Raw genomic sequence first — 15,517 nt, 5'->3', positions numbered from 1 at the left:
CCCATGTTGACTTGCTCTGTACACCCGCTGCCTTACCACGCCAATCCCGCCGAATACTTCGCGGCGATCCGTCACGCCCCGGGCGCAGTGCTGCTCGACAGCGGCCGGCCCACTGCCGAGCGGGGGCGCTATGACCTGCTCAGTGCCTGGCCGCTGGCTACGCTGGCGGTGGCGCCCGACGAAAATGGCAAAGAGTTCCTGCAACGCCTGCGGGACAACCTCGCTCGATTGGGCACGGCAAGGCTGCCAGCTCCCTACGAGTTACCCTTTGTCGGCGGCTTGATCGGCTACCTCAGTTACGACTTCGGCCGCCATCTGGAGGCCCTGCCCACCCAGGCCCGCGATGATCTGCACCTGCCCGACGCGCGTTTTGGGCTGTACGACTGGGCGCTGGTCAGCGATCACCAGAACGGCACCAGCCAACTGGTGTTCCATCCGAGCGTGGCCGAACACGAGCGTGGGCGCCTGATCGAAGTGTTCAGCCATCCGGCATCGGTCGCGCCTGAAGCCTTCACGCTCAACGGCCCCATGCGTGCCGACCTCAGCGCCAGCGACTATCAGCGCGCGCTGGAGCGCATTCAGCAGTACATCCAGGCCGGCGACTGCTATCAAGTCAACTTCGCGCAGCGCTTTCGCGCCGAATGCCAAGGCGATCCATGGACGGCCTATTGCGCGTTGCGGGCGGCATGCCCGACGCCGTTCTCCGGTTTCCAGAACCTGCCTGACGGCGGCGCGGTGCTGAGCCTGTCGCCAGAGCGCTTCGTCAAGGTCAGCGATGGCCACGTCGAAACCCGCCCGATCAAAGGCACCCGCCCTCGCGGCCGCGATGCTGCCGAAGACGCCGCCAACGCCGCCGAGCTGTTGGCCAGCCCCAAGGATCGGGCGGAAAACCTGATGATCGTCGACTTGCTGCGCAACGACATGGGCCGTACATGCCGGATCGGCTCAGTGAAAGTGCCCGAACTGTTCAGCCTGGAAAGCTACCCGAACGTGCACCACCTGGTGAGCAGCGTGACCGGCGAGCTGGCTGACGACAAGGACGCCCTGGACCTGATCGCCGGCAGCTTCCCCGGCGGCTCGATCACCGGCGCGCCGAAAATCCGCGCCATGCAGATCATCGACGAACTGGAGCCGACACGCCGTGGCTTGTACTGTGGCTCGTTGCTGTATTTGGACGTACGCGGGGAAATGGACAGCTCGATCGCCATCCGCAGCCTGCTGGTCAAGGATGGACAAGTCTGCTGCTGGGGCGGTGGCGGGATCGTCGCCGATTCTGAATGGCAGTCCGAGTACCAGGAATCCATCACCAAGGTGAAGGTGCTGCTCGAAACCCTTCAGAACCTCTAGCTTTTTGTGGCGAGGGAGCTTGCTCCCTCGCCACAGGATTGGGTTTACACGCTCAAATCGCGGTTCGACGCCTTGAGGAATTCCTGTTTCAGCTCGGCAAAGTCGTGCACTGCCGGGAACTGCGGGAACTCACGGATCACGTTGTCCGGCGCGTGGAACAGAATCCCGACATCAGCCTCGCCCAGCATGCTGGTGTCGTTGTACGAATCACCGGCCGCGATCACCCGATAGTAGAGGCTCTTGAACGCCAGCACCGACTGGCGCTTGGGGTCCTTCTGACGCAGTTGATAACCCGTCACCCGCCCCGTCTCGTCCGTCACCAGCCGATGGCACAACAAAGTCGGGAACCCCAACTGACGCATCAGCGGCTGGGAAAACTCATAGAACGTGTCCGATAGGATCACCACCTGAAAGCGTTCACGCAGCCAGTTGACGAACTCGACAGCGCCGTCCAGCGGCTTGAGCGTGGCGATCACTTCCTGGATGTCGCCAAGCTTGAGACCCTGCTCGTCGAGAATGCGCAGGCGCTGTTTCATCAGCACGTCGTAATCGGGAATCTCGCGGGTTGTAGCCCTGAGGGATTCAATCCCGGTTTTATCAGCAAAGGCGATCCAGATTTCCGGGACCAGCACCCCTTCCAGATCGAGGCAGGCAATCTCCACACGACGCTCCTATTGATATTGTTCGAATAAAGGACTGCCGAACTCTAGCGAGTCATACCGGGTAGCGCAACGCAGAGGAGCGCGCCAGCCGCCGCAGGATTTTGTTACCATCTGCCATATATAGAGCGCCCAGCGCCACCGACCTGTAGGAAACCGCCCTGATGAGCCCATCGTTCAACGTCGCTGAACTCGCCGCGACCTATGCCACCCAATCCGCCCAGGACATTCTCAAACTGGCCTTTGCCGAGTTCGGCGACGACTTGTGGATTTCCTTCAGCGGCGCTGAAGACGTGGTGCTGGTGGACATGGCCTGGAAGCTCAACAAGAACGTCAAAGTCTTCAGCCTCGACACCGGACGCCTGCACCCGGAAACCTATCGCTTCATCGAACAGGTGCGCGAGCACTACAAGATCCAGATCGAACTGGTCTCGCCGGACCAAAGCAAACTCGAACCGTTCGTCAAGGAAAAGGGCCTGTTCAGCTTCTATAAGGATGGCCACGGCGAATGCTGCGCGATTCGCAAGATCGAACCGCTGCGCCGCAAACTCTCCACCGTCCGCGCCTGGGCGACCGGCCAGCGCCGCGACCAGAGCCCGGGCACCCGCAGCCAGGTTGCCGTGCTGGAAATCGACGGCGCGTTCTCGACGCCCGAGCGCCCGCTGTACAAGTTCAACCCGCTGGCACAAATGACCAGTGAAGAGATCTGGGGCTACATCCGCATGTTGGAGTTGCCATACAACAGCCTGCACGAACGCGGCTTCATCAGCATCGGTTGCGAACCCTGCACCCGCCCTGTACTGCCGAACCAGCACGAACGCGAAGGCCGCTGGTGGTGGGAAGAAGCCACGCAGAAAGAATGCGGGCTGCATGCCGGGAACATCATCAGCAAAGGCTGATGCCCCCGCTCATACCGCGCTGAAACGCTGCGCCCACTGCTGCTCGGCAAATTGCTCGATGATGAAGTCGACGAAAGCCCGGGTCTTGCCGGGCAGCAGCTTGTGCTCGGCGTAATAAATCGAAATGTTGCCGTCGTCGACGTACCAGTCCGGCAACACGCGCTGCAATGTGCCGGCCTTCAGGTAGCTGACGGCGAACGGCATACTCACCAGCGCGATGCCCAGGCCTTGCGCCGCCGTAGCGCAAGCGGCTTCGGAATCACTCATGGTCATCCGCGCCTTGAGGTTCAAAGGGCTGTGCTCCTGACGAAGACTCGTCAACTGCCAGGAACGCACACGGCCGGTTTGCGGTGAGCGGATCAGGATGCCGTCGCAGTGACGCAGGTCATCCGGCGTCAGAATCGCCTCGCGCTGCGCCAGGTACTCGGCCGACGCCACCAGCACACGATGGGCCGGCGTCAATTTGCGCGCCACCACCCCTTGGGGCAACTCAAAACCACCGCCAATCGCCGCATCGAATCCTTGGCCGATCAGGTCGACCTGGCGGTTATCGAAATGCCAATCCGGGTTGATTGCCGGAAAACGCCGCAAGAACTCCCCCAGCAACGGCACCACATACAGCCGCCCGAACACCGTGCCCATGCTGACTTTGAGCGTACCGGCAGGTTGCCCTTCGGCACTGGCCAGATTGGCCACCGCGTTCTGGATCGTGTGCAGGCTGGCGCTGACTTCGCTCAGAAACAGCTGACCGGCCTCGGTCAGTGCCAGGCTGCGCGTGCTGCGCTGGAACAGTCGCACACCCAACCGCGCTTCCAGTTTGGCGACACTTTTGCCCACCGCTGCGGGAGTCAGACTCAGACGGCGCGCCGCCTCGGCGAAGCTGCCGACCTCGGCGCTGCGCACAAAACATTCGATACTGCTGAAGGTTTCCATCGTCGCCACTATCAACTTCTGGTTTACACAGACTATAGCAATCACCCTCTACTCAGCCGGTAATCCGAGGTCGATACTCGACTCCAACCCCAAGGCGGCCTGCCTTGCACACCTGGAGAACAGCATGACCACGCAAAACCTCAGCGGCAAAGTAGCGCTCGTTCAGGGCGGCTCACGCGGCATTGGCGCCGCCATCGTCAAACGCCTGGCAGCCCAGGGCGCGGCGGTTGCCTTCACCTACGTCAGTTCCACCATCAAGGCTGAAGCACTGCAATACAGCATCACTGCCAGCGGCGGCAAGGCCCTGGCGATCAAGGCCGACAGTGCCGACGCCGTGGCCATCCGTAACGCTGTCGCAAGCACCGTCGAAGCCTTTGGCCGGCTCGATATCCTGGTCAATAACGCCGGCGTGCTGGCCGTCGCCCCCTTGGAAGACTTCACACTGGAAGACTTCGACCAAACACTGGCAATCAACGTACGCAGTGTGTTCATCGCCACTCAGGAAGCGGCCAGACACATGACCGAGGGCGGTCGGATCATCAACATCGGCAGCACCAACGCCGACCGCATGCCCTTCGCCGGCGGCGGTCCGTACGCCATGAGCAAAGCCGCGCTGGTGGGCCTGACCAAAGGCCTGGCCCGCGACCTCGGCCCACGGGGCATCACCATCAACAACGTCCAACCCGGCCCGGTGGACACCGACATGAACCCGGCCGACAGCGACTTTGCCGAAACCCTGATGGGCTACATGGCGATCGGCCGTTACGGCAAGGTCGAAGAAATCGCCAGTTTCGTGGCCTACCTCGCCGGGCCGGAAGCCGGTTACATCACCGGCGCCAGCCTGACCATCGACGGTGGCTTTGGCGCCTGATCACTGGCCACACAAAAACGCCGGGCAACCTTTGATCAGGTTGCCCGGCGTTTTTGTGTGGGGCTGGACGGGTGACGGGTTACGCCAGCTCCAGCACCGGCAGACCGCACGCACCTGGCTGGAACGCCTTCAACGAGCGAAGGATTCCATCGGCATGTGCATATTTTTCATCGGCCATCGCCGCATCAGGCACCGCAATCGCGGTCATCCCCGCCGCTTTCGCCGCAGTGACGCCGAACGGTGAGTCCTCGAACACCAGACAGTCCTCAGGCGCCACGCCCAGACGTTGCGCCGCCACCAGGAAAATGTCCGGCGCCGGTTTGGCAGCACCTACTTGCGGGTCGTCGGCCGTGACGATGGTGTCAAACAGCGCAAACCACTCGCCATGCAGGGTGGTTTTCTGGCCGAACGACTCGCGTGACGAACTGGTGCCCACGGCAATCGGAATGTTGTTGGCCTTGAGGTGGCGCACCAACGCCTCGGCGCCCGGCATCGCCAGCGCACGGGGAAAGCGCTCGCGCATCAAGGGCTCGCGAACCACCAGGAACTCCTCGGCAGTGATCGGCAGGTCCAGCGCTTCGACAATGTAGCGCGCCAGGTCCGCCGCGCCACGGCCGATGATGTTCTGCTTGACGCTCCAGTCGAAGGTTCGGCCATAGCGCTGGGCAATGATCGACGTGACCTCGGTGTAAATGCCCTCCGTGTCGAGCAACAAACCATCCATATCGAAAATCACGGCCTTGATCGGGCCGAAGTCGAGCTGTGCATTCATCGCATCTGATCCGTTATCAACACTACATTCCGGGAAGCGGCTCAGGTACGGCCAGTGCCTTGTTCGATCACCCAGGATCAAAGAAAGGGTTCAGCAGAATAACGAGAGCGGTTCACATCCAGCAACTGTTTGCGAGCACGGCGGTTAGGTTGCAGACCTAGGGTTTGTGAGGGAGGCGCATGGAAAGCGCCAATAAAGACTTATTAATACATAAGAATTTAATTGCATACCTTATGGAAAGCTTATTAACATCCATGAATGAAATCTACTGGACCCGAAAAGCGGTCAAGCAACTGCTCAGAGTACACGCCCTGCACCGGACTCAGATTCGCGATGCCGTGACCTGCCTGGAACGCATGCCCGACGTGATCAACGTCAAGGCGCTGAGCCTCCACGATTACGGGTATCGCCTACGGGTCGGTAACTACCGAGTCCTGTTCGATTGGAACGGTTCGATCCAGGTCATCAGCATTCAAGAGGTCAAGAAACGTGACGAACGTACCTACTGACGTACAAATCATCAATGGCCCGGACGGCAAACCAGCGTTCGTGGTGATTCCCTATGAGCAATATCTCGCTGAACACGGTGACCGCGACCTGATCCCGCACGCAGTGGTCAGTCGCATGGTCGACGGTGCCACGCCGATCCGCGCCTGGCGTGAACATTTGAACCTGACTCAGGAAGAAGTGGCGAAACGCATGGGGATTTCACAACCGGCCTTTGCTCAGCAAGAAGCGGTAAACAAACCACGCCGGGCGACTCGGGAGAAAATTGCACTGGCCTTTGGGATCAGGTCCGATCAGTTGGAGTTGTGATTTGCGTGTCATTGGACACACTGGATTCAGGCTCCAGTGTGGCAAGGGGTTAGAGTTTGAGTCTCTCCGTCAGCCCGCCACTCAACTAGCGCACTAGCATGGGGTGCCAGGGGTTGGGTGATCCGGAATGCAAAAGCCCAGCAGTGAGCCGGGCTTTTGTGTCAACCGTCGGGATCAGTGCCCCTTGTGCTTCTTGCCCATGCTGCTGCCTACCGCGCCGCCCGCTGCGCCGCCCAGGCCTGCGCCGATGGTGGCGCCGGTCTTGCCGCCCAGCGAGTTGCCAATCACGGAGCCACCGGCCGCGCCGACACCACCACCGATGGCCGCTTTGGTTCGGCTGCCCTTGCGCGCCGCTACTGCACTGCCCGCCGCGCCCGCAACGCCAGCACCAATCGCCGCGCCTGTGCTGCCGCCCATTTTCTGACCGACCACATTACCCAGCGCACCACCCAGGCCACCGCCCAATGCTGCGGTGCCATCACCGGCAGCCATTGCACCTTGAGCGACCAGAAGCCCCAGAACCAGAGCAGGCAGAGTTAAACGCATGACATGAACCTCAAAAGGAGTACTGAACAGTAAGAAATCGGGTGCTTGAACGCGGCAAGGATAAACCAATACGTGTGCCCACACCGCTGATCGCGACTGTTGGACAGCAATTACGCAAAGAGTTTAATCGCGAGCAAAAAAAAGCCCGCTGGGGAGACGGGCCAATGGAATTGCTTTCTAACGGATGAGCTGAGACTACGTCTGCACTTGTGAAAGAAGCGTGAAAAAATCCATCACTCCCGTTCAAAAGCCCACACACCGTGCAGGAACGTTCGCCACCCTTGTCAGCCAAACGACACGCACAAAAAACCCCGCGCTAAATGGCGGGGTTTGATCGACCTTAGGGTTACTTCCTGACAGGAGCGGCGACCTTGGGCATGAACGGCTTGGCCGTTGTTTTGGCGACCACTGGCAACCTGGCCTGCCCCGGCTTGGTCGGTGTCTCACCAAACCCTGCAACGTAATCCGTCTGACCACACTGCACACAGTTGTTGACCGGATACTCCGCACCGTCATCTTCAATGTATCGGTTGTTCATCTCTTGGCCCCTTCCAACAGGGCGGCATCGGCAAACAATGGATTACCTGGAAAATACCGCCCCTCAAGGCTTTTGAGACTAGCCGGTCATTCCCAGACCGATCATTCAAAATCAAAGGGCCCGACGAATGGCCCTACAGAATGTACGCAGCACTCGCGCCCTTCTGACAGACGCTAACCCGTCAGTCTTACTTGAGCTTCACCGCCGTTCCGGTCACAAACACCACGACCATTCCGCCTTTGCCGGAAGGCATGCTGATCTCGAAATCCAGGCCCACCACAGCGTCCGCCTGAAGGCCACGCGCCCGCTCCTTGATCTCATCGGTGGCCTGGGCCCGCGCCTCTTTCAATGCCCGCTCCAGGGTCTGGGAACGTCCGCCGAAAAAGTCCCGCATCCCGGCGAACACATCCCGAACGACGTTGATGCCCTGCACGGATTCGGCGCTGACGATGTCCAGGTAGGCCGCGATCTGACGACCCTCGATGGCGTGGGTGGTGGTGACAATCATGAAAACATTCCTTCAGTTGCTGGGTATCGGCAGCCATGAATCCTTGGGAGTTGGCTGACGAAAAAACGCGATGTTACCAGCACAACGACGACCCTGCGGCGCGGGTGGCACCTTCCTTTGACGTAATGAACGCCACGCGGCTGGCCGAAGCTGAAGGGACGCCCATACTTAGTCATATTCCGATCCGGGTTAAGCCAGCCGTCATGGCCATGAGCAAATTCCGACAGGAGGTTTCATGACCGTCTTCTTGCTGCTTTATCTGTGCACCGACGCCTCCCGCGCAGACTGCCAGGTGATCCTCATCGAGCACTGGAAGGCACCTGACGCGTATGAGCAGTGCTCCTCGGCCGCGAAACAGCTGACCGTGGACCTCACCGCCAAAAACCGGCAACGTGACCACTTCGTGTGTGAAATCCAGGCCAGCGGCCAGCGCAGTCCAAATCCATCGGCCAGACCCGACTTCTCCCCCCTGGCATCACAGCGGTGACTGAAAACAGGCCCCTCTGAAAACACTCCATACCGCTTGCGCCCACCCTGTCTCGACTGCCGCCAAAACACGCTCCGGGCCCCGAAAAGCAACTATGCTCATTCCCAATTATTCGAGTCCAGGACCGGTACTCAATGCTGACCAAAGGATCGTCGCTGTTTGCCACGGAGTGGGCAGACGCCAAGCTTAAAGTGGGCCACGTCATTCTGTTCATTGCCGCCGTGTGCCTGTCACTGATTGTTGTCAGCATCTGGGGGATTTTCACCTCCCTGGAGTATCACCTCCATGACAAAGAAACCGAGATGTCAAACCTGGCCCGGACCTTGTCTTCCAATATAGAGGGCACGCTAACCCAGGCCGACACGGTGCTCGTCAGCGTCAAGGATCGGCTGGAAACCGAAGGTGCAGCTCCAGAAAGCCTGAAAAAACTGGGGGAGCTGCTCAAAGTTCAACAAAAGCGACTGCCGCAAATACATGGCTTTTTCATCTATGACGAACAGGGCCGCTGGCTACTGAACTCCAACGGGATAATCCCTGCTGGCGCCAACAACTCGGACCGTGATTACTTTATTTATCATCGCGACCATCCCGATGCGGGACCTTACCTGGGGCCCTCGATACGTAGCCGCTCAACCAATGATTGGGTGATGACCGTATCGCGTCGAATCAATCATCCCGATGGCAGCTTTGCCGGAGTGACGATTGCGACCCTCTACCTGAACTACTTCCTGGGCCTGTACAACGGCGTTGACATGGGCACCAATGGCATCATCAACCTGATCAATACCAATGGAACGATCCTGGTACGTCGCCCCTTCCGTGACACGGATATCGGCACGAACATCGCAAAAGGCGAAGTATTTGCCTTGTTGACTCCCGACGTCGAATTCGGGACTGCGACCATCAGATCATTTATTGACGGGGTAAAACGGGTGATCGGCTTTCGTCGAATCCAGGGCTACCCGCTGGTTGTGATCGCAGCTTTTGACAGAAACGAAATATTGACCGACTGGCGCAGAGAGTCGTTTGCCAGTTTTGTCATATCCGCCACGCTGCTGCTCATTCTCAGTTTTCTCGGTTATCGCCTGATCAAGGCCATGAGCCTGCAAATCCAGGTGCAACGAGAACTGCAGAACTCTCAGAAAAGCTACATCGAAGCCAATAAAAACCTCGAGCTGCTGGCCTTGCAGGATGGCCTGACGGGCCTGTCCAACCGACGCCAGTTCGACCTGTTCCTGGAGGCAGAAATCGGTCGGGCAAAACGCAAGCTCGATGGCGTGGCCCTGATCATGATCGACATCGACTTGTTCAAGAGCTACAACGACCATTACGGCCATGTGAAAGGTGATAGCTGCCTCAAGGCCGTCGGCGCAATCATCCGAGACTGCGTCAATCGATCCGGCGACCTGGCCGCTCGATACGGTGGAGAGGAGTTTGCCGTTGTGTTGACCAACACGGACTATGTCGGGGCCTTTCTGCTGGCCGAAAAAATTCGCCGCACACTTGAAGAAGCCGAGCTGGAACATAACCTGTCGCCCCTCGGCAAGGTCACCGCAAGCTTCGGCGTGAGCGCTTCGCCGGGAGCGGATATTGATACCCCCGACAGCCTGGTCATTGCCGCTGACAAGGCGCTGTACATCGCCAAGACCAGCGGACGAAACAGGACCGTCATTTCAAATTGATGACCTTGCCGATTGGCGGGGCGGTTTACAAAATGATCCGCAGCGAACAGAAGAGCGTCTGCCCTGCCTGCGGATCGAGCCTTTCACCTGGGCCCCCTGCTGATTACTCGCCGCAATACAGGATGTATGAGCTACAAACAGTCGTTCACTGACTTCTTCAGGGCGCCTGTCTTGGCCCATGGTGCCCGCTGATAAAGCGAAACCCGGCTGCCGTTTTTCGACTTCACGATATCCAGGACCTCATCGGAGGTGACGATGCCCGGCGCCGTGATCCGGTACCCGTTGGTAATCGAGACTTGAGTCGTCTTGGGAATCTCGCGCTGCCAGGCAGGCAGAACACACAAGGCATACTCCTTTGGCGCCTTGGCAGTGAGCTTGCTGACATTGGGCTCACCCGGCACCAGCGATGCTGGCAAAGAACACCCCGCCAGCATGAAAACAGCAAGCGTCCCGATCAAAATCCGCATATTTGTTCCTTGCCCTGAAAACACGGAATGTAACGCGACCATTGGCAGCAATCCAGTATCAGCGCAACACCAACTCAGCCTATAACGGCCTGAATGATCAGCGGCCGTCCCCGCAAAATAGAAAGCTTGGCGCTCAACGGCCTGTCACTCCCTCTCCGTTCGTCAGCCCCGCATCCAGGCCCGGCGTTTCGTCGCCTCGTCGTTGCTTGCGCCGAGGCCGCGGAGCACACTCTAGACCGCTGACGGAACCAGCGCCCCAAACAAACAGCCCACTCAACGTGGGCTTTTTGTTGCCCGCCCCCCGGACACGCCGACACCTCTCACAACGGCTCATAGATTAATCGGCGCGTGCCGCCGAACTCGACTTTAATTCTATTGATGCACCCAAGAGTCTCTTCACGACACTCACTCACGGGAGCCTAGTCATGAGCACCGCTCTATTTACACTGATCGCCATGTTGTGCGCACTAACTGGATGCAGCTCAAACTCGCAGGTCTATCGAGACCAACCGCTGGTCGCAAAAGTCGAGACGGGCATGAGCAAGGATCAGGTCCAACAAATCGGCGGCAAACCTCTGGCAATCAGTGATCGCACGGTCGAACTCGGCACCTGCTTTGACTACATGCTCACGCAGGCCGGGCAAAAGCAGACCTTTAATGTCAGCTTCGATGGCAATGGCAAAGTGGATCACAAAAGCTTCATGACCTGCGCGGAATGGAGTCGCATCCAACAGAAGGCCAGGGAGCCTTCGAGCGGCGGGGGTGGCGGCGGTTACTAGGCTCTGTACGAAAACTGCCTGCGTGTCGATCATGCTGCGTTAAAAACAGGCTCGGAATGCTCATTTACAACCCGTAAACTCCGCTTCCTCGCCTGTTTTTGCCTTGCCTGATCGCCACTCGGCGACTTTTCGTACAGACCCTAGCACAGGTCTCATGGTGCTAAAGGATGAAAAATCCCCCCCTGTTACCAAGCAGGCTTACCACGCACGCCTTTAATTGCAAGGATCGTAAACGCCTATCAGAGCGCTACTGAATGGCTTGACGGCTGCCGTTCAATCAACGCCTCGACAGGGTCACCGGCAAAAGACTCGAGGCCAGCATCAAAACCGAGTTTCCACTACACCAGAGCGCCCTGCTGCTCGTCGCCAACACACTGAACATTGCCACCGTGGACCGGTTGCGGAACTGGTCAGTGGCGTTTAGAAAACGTCTAATCACATCAGATGTTGCTCAATCTCAAACCGTCGCAAGTCATAACACCACAGCAGTCTTCCAACACATCATCGTCATCCGGCTGGAAAGCATCTTCATCTCTTGGGCTCATGGGATGAGGACCACTGGAGGGACGCAAGTTTGCGAGGTCAAGTGGGACCGGATCATCGTCAAACCAAACCAATCCACCACGAGCAATCAGATCCAGATGGAGCCGACAGTCATAACCAACCTGCTCAGGATCCTGATTATGCTGACCAAACCCAAGGTGCACGCCAGGGCAACGCTCATTGATATGCGAGTTCAGAGGTAGGCTGGAGGTGATACCAATGTTGGTACCCAGCCCCAGCTCACCCACATTCCGAACGCAGGGCTGACCAAAACATTCATCCAGGAAACGCTGAACGTCCAGACTTCGACAAGTCCAGCTCACGGCCTGTCGACCTTTGATTTGCACAGTGACCGGGTGAGATACCAACCTGGCATCTTGGGAAGTAATGGCGTTGACGTTGAACGCGAAGTCGGCGACAAGCACGCCCTCGATCGAAGCCGGAAAGGTAGCCACTTCTCCCGCAGGAAGTACCACCGTACCGCCTGGACGGGCGATACCCCGATTGCTCACCCACCTGTAAAGATCATTATCCAGCGTTATCCGCAAGTCTGTGCCCGCGGGAGATGTAATTCTCATTCGACTTGCTAAAAGCGCTCGCTCCAGAATAGCGGTATTACGTGCCGACAACGCTTCTGGCCCTTCTTGCAGCGCTGTCGAAAACAACGCTTCGCAAGCGTTGATAATCCGAAACACCAGCCGGCGCGAGCGCTCGAACGGAGCCAGCGCGACGAGTAGTTTTTCATGATGGGAGAGTGTGTCGCGCTCCAACGTAATCACGACAATGCGTCCTGTGAACGAATCCGGTGACGGTATCGAACGTGTTAGTCGCTCCTGAAATCCCGTGTCGTACAGGGGCTGCATCCAGACTCTGTGAAAAGAGATTTTTCGACACTCCAAGGCGACACTTACCCAAGCCGCCTGCTCTTCACTATCGCTGGCATAGATCACTATCACACGGTCGTCTGGTCCTACTTTTACGTAGTCATCCACCAACCTTTGTACACCCTGCCAAGTCTCAGCTTTCATATATCACTCCCTGGATACATGTGCCCATGAACAACAAACAGCCCGCCCCTAAACCAGAGCCGGGCCGTACCGAGCGCTATTGATTTTGATCTTTACTCCTTGTAGTCCAGGTAATCTGCCAAGGCGGCCCGTCATCTCGATTGGTGTAGCGCAGAACGTTTGTGACCTGTCGACTGGACTCCTGTCGTACCTGAGTGGTAGCCCGGTCCAGCAACTGTTGCACTGCCTCCGTGAGTTCAAGCATCTTGTTCTCCCTTGATGATCTACGTCCATTTAAATGCGGACAATTTGACTGTAGGCACGCAGGTAAAAAGTGCGCATCAGAACTCACCTAAAACTCACAGGGAATCCGGAGTTTTGTACGTAGGAACTTTCTAAATACTCAGGCTAGTCGTGAAAACAGCCACAGATTTATCTAACTCGCATCTTATGTGCGACGGGCTACCGAATTCGTGCCGTCACTCAAGATCTGGAAAACCTCACGATGCGTGGCGAAATAGCCAGCGACTCAGTGCCCTTAACGATTTCGCACTGCTTTGCGCTCTCCCCTTGCGCGACGGCTGCGATGTGCTCGACGTCATTGGACGGCGCTTGGACAGCGCTGCCTGTCTTAACGAAAAAAGACGACTTGGGGTCACCTTTCTAACGGACAAACGAAAGGGGAAGATGATTAAGTCTTCCCCTTCCTGTGATTCCACGATGCACTCTAAACGCAGTTTCGTATGGTGCAGGAATATTCGCTCGCTGATGTGCTTGAGAGAATTTATGAAAATCAGCCGGCCCTAGAAACCGCTGTGATAGAGCTCACTCTTCGTATGGAGCAACAAGGCTCAGTAGGCACCCGTGATAATGTGCGTGGGGGCATTAGCGACCATCGGGAAGACGCGGGGCGCATCAAGCAAGGCTTAGGGTCTGTACGAAAAGTCGCCGAGTGGCGATCAGGCAAGGCAAAAACAGGCGAGGAAGCGGAGTTTACGGGTTGTAAATGAGCATTCCGAGCCTGTTTTTAACGCAGCATGATCGACACGCAGGCAGTTTTCGTACAGAGCCTAGTTCGTCTCAGGCGGTTAGAGAATGAATAGGCTGACCCCACGACTTCTCACCTTGCGCGGCAACGCCTTTGACTTTTTCAAGCATCCCTGTCAGCGAATCAAACATCTGAACCATATGGTTCATATCACTGGCTTTAGAATTCAAGGGCTCGTCTATACACTAGACAACCGTATAGCCCTCGCGCGAAAACGAAGACCGTGGTTTGAGGGCCCGTGGGGCAATGCGGGTGAGCCAATCGACCCTCGCGGGTGCGAACACATTGCTAATGAGCAATCTCGGCTCAAATGTTATCGAGAGTATTGAGTGTTGCAGTGGTACCTGCGGGGTTTGCCTTCGATTCAGATCTGACTTATACAACAAGGCCATATAAAAATGAAAATATTATTCATCGCTTCGCTAGGAATTTTATCGCTCATTCAAACATCACTGTCCTTCGCGGATAATGCCAATGGGAAAAATCTCTATTTACAGAGATGTGCCATGTGCCACGGAACAGATATCAAAGGAACAGGACCACTGGCTAATAAAAGCAATCCGCCTACACCTAATCTTACAACATCCACTTTCAAGAAACGACTAAATGATTATCCGGGCGTTATTGTATCATCGATAATACTTCGTCCAAATGGAAACTTGATTCCAAGAACGCTGCAAGAGAATGGTGTAAAGCTATCGCCGCACCCTTGGAGCGTTAAGGATTTTCGCGATTTAAATCAATACATGAGTGGTGTGATTTCAAAAACTCGATGAGTTTTAGATAAGAGACGGGAACAGAAACCTAAGCGTCACTTCAGCGTTGGCTACAAACAAATTATTCAGCGAAGAGCCGATGAGATATCAGGCATGATCAGTGGCTCCCGCTGAACCTTCTTCAAACTTTATAAATTAGAGGAATAAACTCATGCGGACAAAGGTTGCAATCGTTGGATTGCTGACCCAGCTGGATTAATGTTGGGGCAACTTTTTTCTCTTATGAATATAAGCAACGTGGTTATTGAGAATTGATTTCTGGGCCACGGAGGCAGCGCTGGCCGTGGCGATGCTCGCTTACAACCTGATGAAGCGTGTTTCGCCATGCAGTGATGCGTCAGAAGGTGCATCACACCCTCCCCCCGCTTCACCATCAGGTACTGCCCGTGGGCGCCCTGCAGGATGACGATACAAGAACCGTCATGCCAGTCTTGCGCCTGCCCGTCGCACGAAAATGAAGACCGTGGTTTGAGGGCCTGTAGGGCAATGCCGGTGAGCCAGTCGACCTCTCACGGACACATCGCTAATGAACAATCTCGGCTCAATAGAAACCATATGGTGCCGCTCCTTGGGAGATGGCCAATTGTGATCACAGAGAACACCTAAAGGTGCTCCTTTCTAGGCTAGAAACCTCCCTGTAGCCCCATATTGGTCCCATATGGCCGTTTTTCAGACACCAAAAACCACAAACCCCCGACTTTCTCTAGGAAAATCAGGGGTTGGCGTTTGTAGAATGTGGCGGTGAAGGAGAGATTCGAAACTACCCGTGAGCGATTCTCGGAACCTACCCCCCCGGTTTACAAGGGCTGCAGCCTGGTGGTGCGCGTAGGATCTGTCCC

At 57.0% G+C, this 15,517-nt stretch carries 18 protein-coding genes; 10 read left to right on the top strand and 8 right to left on the bottom strand.

The features are described 5' to 3' along the window. Nucleotides 1-3: 3 nt before the first annotated feature. Nucleotides 4-1,347 carry an aminodeoxychorismate synthase component I gene (gene pabB, locus AABM54_RS09230; protein ID WP_347904989.1) on the top strand — a complete coding sequence of 448 codons (1,344 nt, stop codon included), beginning with the start codon at nucleotides 4-6 and terminating at the stop codon, nucleotides 1,345-1,347. Nucleotides 1,348-1,391: 44 nt separating this feature from the next. Here pabB and thrH read toward each other — a convergent pair whose 3' ends face one another. Beyond that, entirely contained in the window at nucleotides 1,392-2,009 is a 618-nt protein-coding gene (thrH, locus tag AABM54_RS09225; protein WP_347904988.1) for a bifunctional phosphoserine phosphatase/homoserine phosphotransferase ThrH, read from the bottom strand. Nucleotides 2,010-2,170: 161 nt separating this feature from the next. On the opposite strand from thrH, the gene AABM54_RS09220 reads away from it, so the two are divergent. Beyond that, entirely contained in the window at nucleotides 2,171-2,905 is a 735-nt protein-coding gene (locus AABM54_RS09220) for a phosphoadenylyl-sulfate reductase (RefSeq protein WP_347904986.1), read from the top strand. 9 nt (nucleotides 2,906-2,914) lie between these two features. Here AABM54_RS09220 and AABM54_RS09215 read toward each other — a convergent pair whose 3' ends face one another. Next, the gene (locus AABM54_RS09215; protein ID WP_347906156.1) at nucleotides 2,915-3,838 is read right to left on the bottom strand and encodes a LysR family transcriptional regulator; all 924 of its coding nucleotides are present in this window, start codon (nucleotides 3,836-3,838) and stop codon (nucleotides 2,915-2,917) included. A 124-nt stretch (nucleotides 3,839-3,962) separates the two neighbouring features. Here AABM54_RS09215 and AABM54_RS09210 point away from each other — a divergent pair, with 124 nt between their 5' ends. Then, a complete protein-coding gene (locus tag AABM54_RS09210) occupies nucleotides 3,963-4,709 on the top strand; it encodes a 3-oxoacyl-ACP reductase family protein (RefSeq protein WP_347904984.1) in 747 nt (248 codons plus the stop codon). A gap of 79 nt (nucleotides 4,710-4,788) precedes the next feature. Here AABM54_RS09210 and AABM54_RS09205 read toward each other — a convergent pair whose 3' ends face one another. Beyond that, complete coding sequence (locus AABM54_RS09205; protein ID WP_347904982.1) at nucleotides 4,789-5,481, bottom strand: HAD-IA family hydrolase; 693 nt, start codon at nucleotides 5,479-5,481, stop codon at nucleotides 4,789-4,791. 254 nt (nucleotides 5,482-5,735) lie between these two features. Here AABM54_RS09205 and AABM54_RS09200 point away from each other — a divergent pair, with 254 nt between their 5' ends. Both AABM54_RS09200 and AABM54_RS09195 read left to right on the top strand, forming a co-directional pair. Next, nucleotides 5,736-5,990 carry a type II toxin-antitoxin system RelE/ParE family toxin gene (locus AABM54_RS09200; protein WP_347904981.1) on the top strand — a complete coding sequence of 85 codons (255 nt, stop codon included), beginning with the start codon at nucleotides 5,736-5,738 and terminating at the stop codon, nucleotides 5,988-5,990. Beyond that, on the top strand, nucleotides 5,971-6,297 hold the full coding sequence (locus AABM54_RS09195; protein WP_347904979.1) for a helix-turn-helix transcriptional regulator: 327 nt from the start codon (nucleotides 5,971-5,973) through the stop codon (nucleotides 6,295-6,297). The genes AABM54_RS09200 and AABM54_RS09195 overlap by 20 nt, the downstream gene beginning before the upstream one ends. A gap of 174 nt (nucleotides 6,298-6,471) precedes the next feature. Here AABM54_RS09195 and AABM54_RS09190 read toward each other — a convergent pair whose 3' ends face one another. From AABM54_RS09190 to AABM54_RS09180, 3 genes are all read right to left on the bottom strand, one after another. Then, the gene (locus AABM54_RS09190) at nucleotides 6,472-6,843 is read right to left on the bottom strand and encodes a glycine zipper domain-containing protein (RefSeq protein WP_347904977.1); all 372 of its coding nucleotides are present in this window, start codon (nucleotides 6,841-6,843) and stop codon (nucleotides 6,472-6,474) included. A 346-nt stretch (nucleotides 6,844-7,189) separates the two neighbouring features. Then, on the bottom strand, nucleotides 7,190-7,381 hold the full coding sequence (locus AABM54_RS09185) for a hypothetical protein (protein WP_347904976.1): 192 nt from the start codon (nucleotides 7,379-7,381) through the stop codon (nucleotides 7,190-7,192). Nucleotides 7,382-7,568: 187 nt separating this feature from the next. After that, on the bottom strand, nucleotides 7,569-7,889 hold the full coding sequence (locus AABM54_RS09180; protein ID WP_347904975.1) for a YbjQ family protein: 321 nt from the start codon (nucleotides 7,887-7,889) through the stop codon (nucleotides 7,569-7,571). A gap of 235 nt (nucleotides 7,890-8,124) precedes the next feature. On the opposite strand from AABM54_RS09180, the gene AABM54_RS09175 reads away from it, so the two are divergent. Next, on the top strand, nucleotides 8,125-8,376 hold the full coding sequence (locus AABM54_RS09175) for a hypothetical protein (RefSeq protein ID WP_347904974.1): 252 nt from the start codon (nucleotides 8,125-8,127) through the stop codon (nucleotides 8,374-8,376). A 134-nt stretch (nucleotides 8,377-8,510) separates the two neighbouring features. Further along, nucleotides 8,511-10,058 (top strand): sensor domain-containing diguanylate cyclase, encoded by a 1,548-nt coding sequence (locus AABM54_RS09170; protein WP_347904973.1) that lies wholly within the window; start codon nucleotides 8,511-8,513, stop codon nucleotides 10,056-10,058. 131 nt (nucleotides 10,059-10,189) lie between these two features. Here AABM54_RS09170 and AABM54_RS09165 read toward each other — a convergent pair whose 3' ends face one another. Further along, nucleotides 10,190-10,525: a hypothetical protein gene (locus AABM54_RS09165; protein ID WP_347904971.1), complete on the bottom strand. Its 336-nt coding sequence runs from the start codon at nucleotides 10,523-10,525 to the stop codon at nucleotides 10,190-10,192. A gap of 425 nt (nucleotides 10,526-10,950) precedes the next feature. On the opposite strand from AABM54_RS09165, the gene osmE reads away from it, so the two are divergent. Next, a complete protein-coding gene (gene osmE / locus AABM54_RS09160; protein WP_347904969.1) occupies nucleotides 10,951-11,304 on the top strand; it encodes an osmotically-inducible lipoprotein OsmE in 354 nt (117 codons plus the stop codon). A gap of 440 nt (nucleotides 11,305-11,744) precedes the next feature. On the opposite strand, the gene AABM54_RS09155 is transcribed toward osmE, so the two are convergent. After that, a complete protein-coding gene (locus AABM54_RS09155) occupies nucleotides 11,745-12,875 on the bottom strand; it encodes a hypothetical protein (RefSeq protein WP_347904967.1) in 1,131 nt (376 codons plus the stop codon). 722 nt (nucleotides 12,876-13,597) lie between these two features. Here AABM54_RS09155 and AABM54_RS09150 point away from each other — a divergent pair. Together AABM54_RS09150 and AABM54_RS09145 are read left to right on the top strand one after the other, a co-directional pair. After that, nucleotides 13,598-13,864 carry a hypothetical protein gene (locus tag AABM54_RS09150; RefSeq protein ID WP_347904966.1) on the top strand — a complete coding sequence of 89 codons (267 nt, stop codon included), beginning with the start codon at nucleotides 13,598-13,600 and terminating at the stop codon, nucleotides 13,862-13,864. A 436-nt stretch (nucleotides 13,865-14,300) separates the two neighbouring features. Continuing rightward, nucleotides 14,301-14,678, top strand: coding sequence for a c-type cytochrome (locus AABM54_RS09145; protein ID WP_347904964.1), 378 nt, complete (start codon nucleotides 14,301-14,303; stop codon nucleotides 14,676-14,678). Nucleotides 14,679-15,517 lie beyond the last annotated feature (839 nt).

Source organism: Pseudomonas purpurea, assembly GCF_039908635.1.
GTDB classification, from domain to species: Bacteria; Pseudomonadota; Gammaproteobacteria; order Pseudomonadales; family Pseudomonadaceae; genus Aquipseudomonas; species Aquipseudomonas purpurea.
Note: the sequence above shows the minus strand (reverse complement) of the source record. Positions and strands in the feature narration are given on the sequence as shown.

What these genes read in the sequence shown, in the direction of transcription:
- pabB (WP_347904989.1), top strand. Translation starts at nt 4, where the DNA reads ATGTTGACTTGCTCTGTACACCCGCTGCCTTACCACGCCAATCCCGCC.
- AABM54_RS09220 (WP_347904986.1), top strand. Translation starts at nt 2,171, where the DNA reads ATGAGCCCATCGTTCAACGTCGCTGAACTCGCCGCGACCTATGCCACC.
- AABM54_RS09215 (WP_347906156.1), bottom strand. Translation starts at nt 3,838, where the DNA reads ATGGAAACCTTCAGCAGTATCGAATGTTTTGTGCGCAGCGCCGAGGTC.
- AABM54_RS09210 (WP_347904984.1), top strand. Translation starts at nt 3,963, where the DNA reads ATGACCACGCAAAACCTCAGCGGCAAAGTAGCGCTCGTTCAGGGCGGC.
- AABM54_RS09205 (WP_347904982.1), bottom strand. Translation starts at nt 5,481, where the DNA reads ATGAATGCACAGCTCGACTTCGGCCCGATCAAGGCCGTGATTTTCGAT.
- AABM54_RS09200 (WP_347904981.1), top strand. Translation starts at nt 5,736, where the DNA reads ATGAATGAAATCTACTGGACCCGAAAAGCGGTCAAGCAACTGCTCAGA.
- AABM54_RS09190 (WP_347904977.1), bottom strand. Translation starts at nt 6,843, where the DNA reads ATGCGTTTAACTCTGCCTGCTCTGGTTCTGGGGCTTCTGGTCGCTCAA.
- AABM54_RS09185 (WP_347904976.1), bottom strand. Translation starts at nt 7,381, where the DNA reads ATGAACAACCGATACATTGAAGATGACGGTGCGGAGTATCCGGTCAAC.
- AABM54_RS09180 (WP_347904975.1), bottom strand. Translation starts at nt 7,889, where the DNA reads ATGATTGTCACCACCACCCACGCCATCGAGGGTCGTCAGATCGCGGCC.
- AABM54_RS09175 (WP_347904974.1), top strand. Translation starts at nt 8,125, where the DNA reads ATGACCGTCTTCTTGCTGCTTTATCTGTGCACCGACGCCTCCCGCGCA.
- AABM54_RS09170 (WP_347904973.1), top strand. Translation starts at nt 8,511, where the DNA reads ATGCTGACCAAAGGATCGTCGCTGTTTGCCACGGAGTGGGCAGACGCC.
- AABM54_RS09165 (WP_347904971.1), bottom strand. Translation starts at nt 10,525, where the DNA reads ATGCGGATTTTGATCGGGACGCTTGCTGTTTTCATGCTGGCGGGGTGT.
- osmE (WP_347904969.1), top strand. Translation starts at nt 10,951, where the DNA reads ATGAGCACCGCTCTATTTACACTGATCGCCATGTTGTGCGCACTAACT.
- AABM54_RS09155 (WP_347904967.1), bottom strand. Translation starts at nt 12,875, where the DNA reads ATGAAAGCTGAGACTTGGCAGGGTGTACAAAGGTTGGTGGATGACTAC.
- AABM54_RS09150 (WP_347904966.1), top strand. Translation starts at nt 13,598, where the DNA reads ATGGTGCAGGAATATTCGCTCGCTGATGTGCTTGAGAGAATTTATGAA.
- AABM54_RS09145 (WP_347904964.1), top strand. Translation starts at nt 14,301, where the DNA reads ATGAAAATATTATTCATCGCTTCGCTAGGAATTTTATCGCTCATTCAA.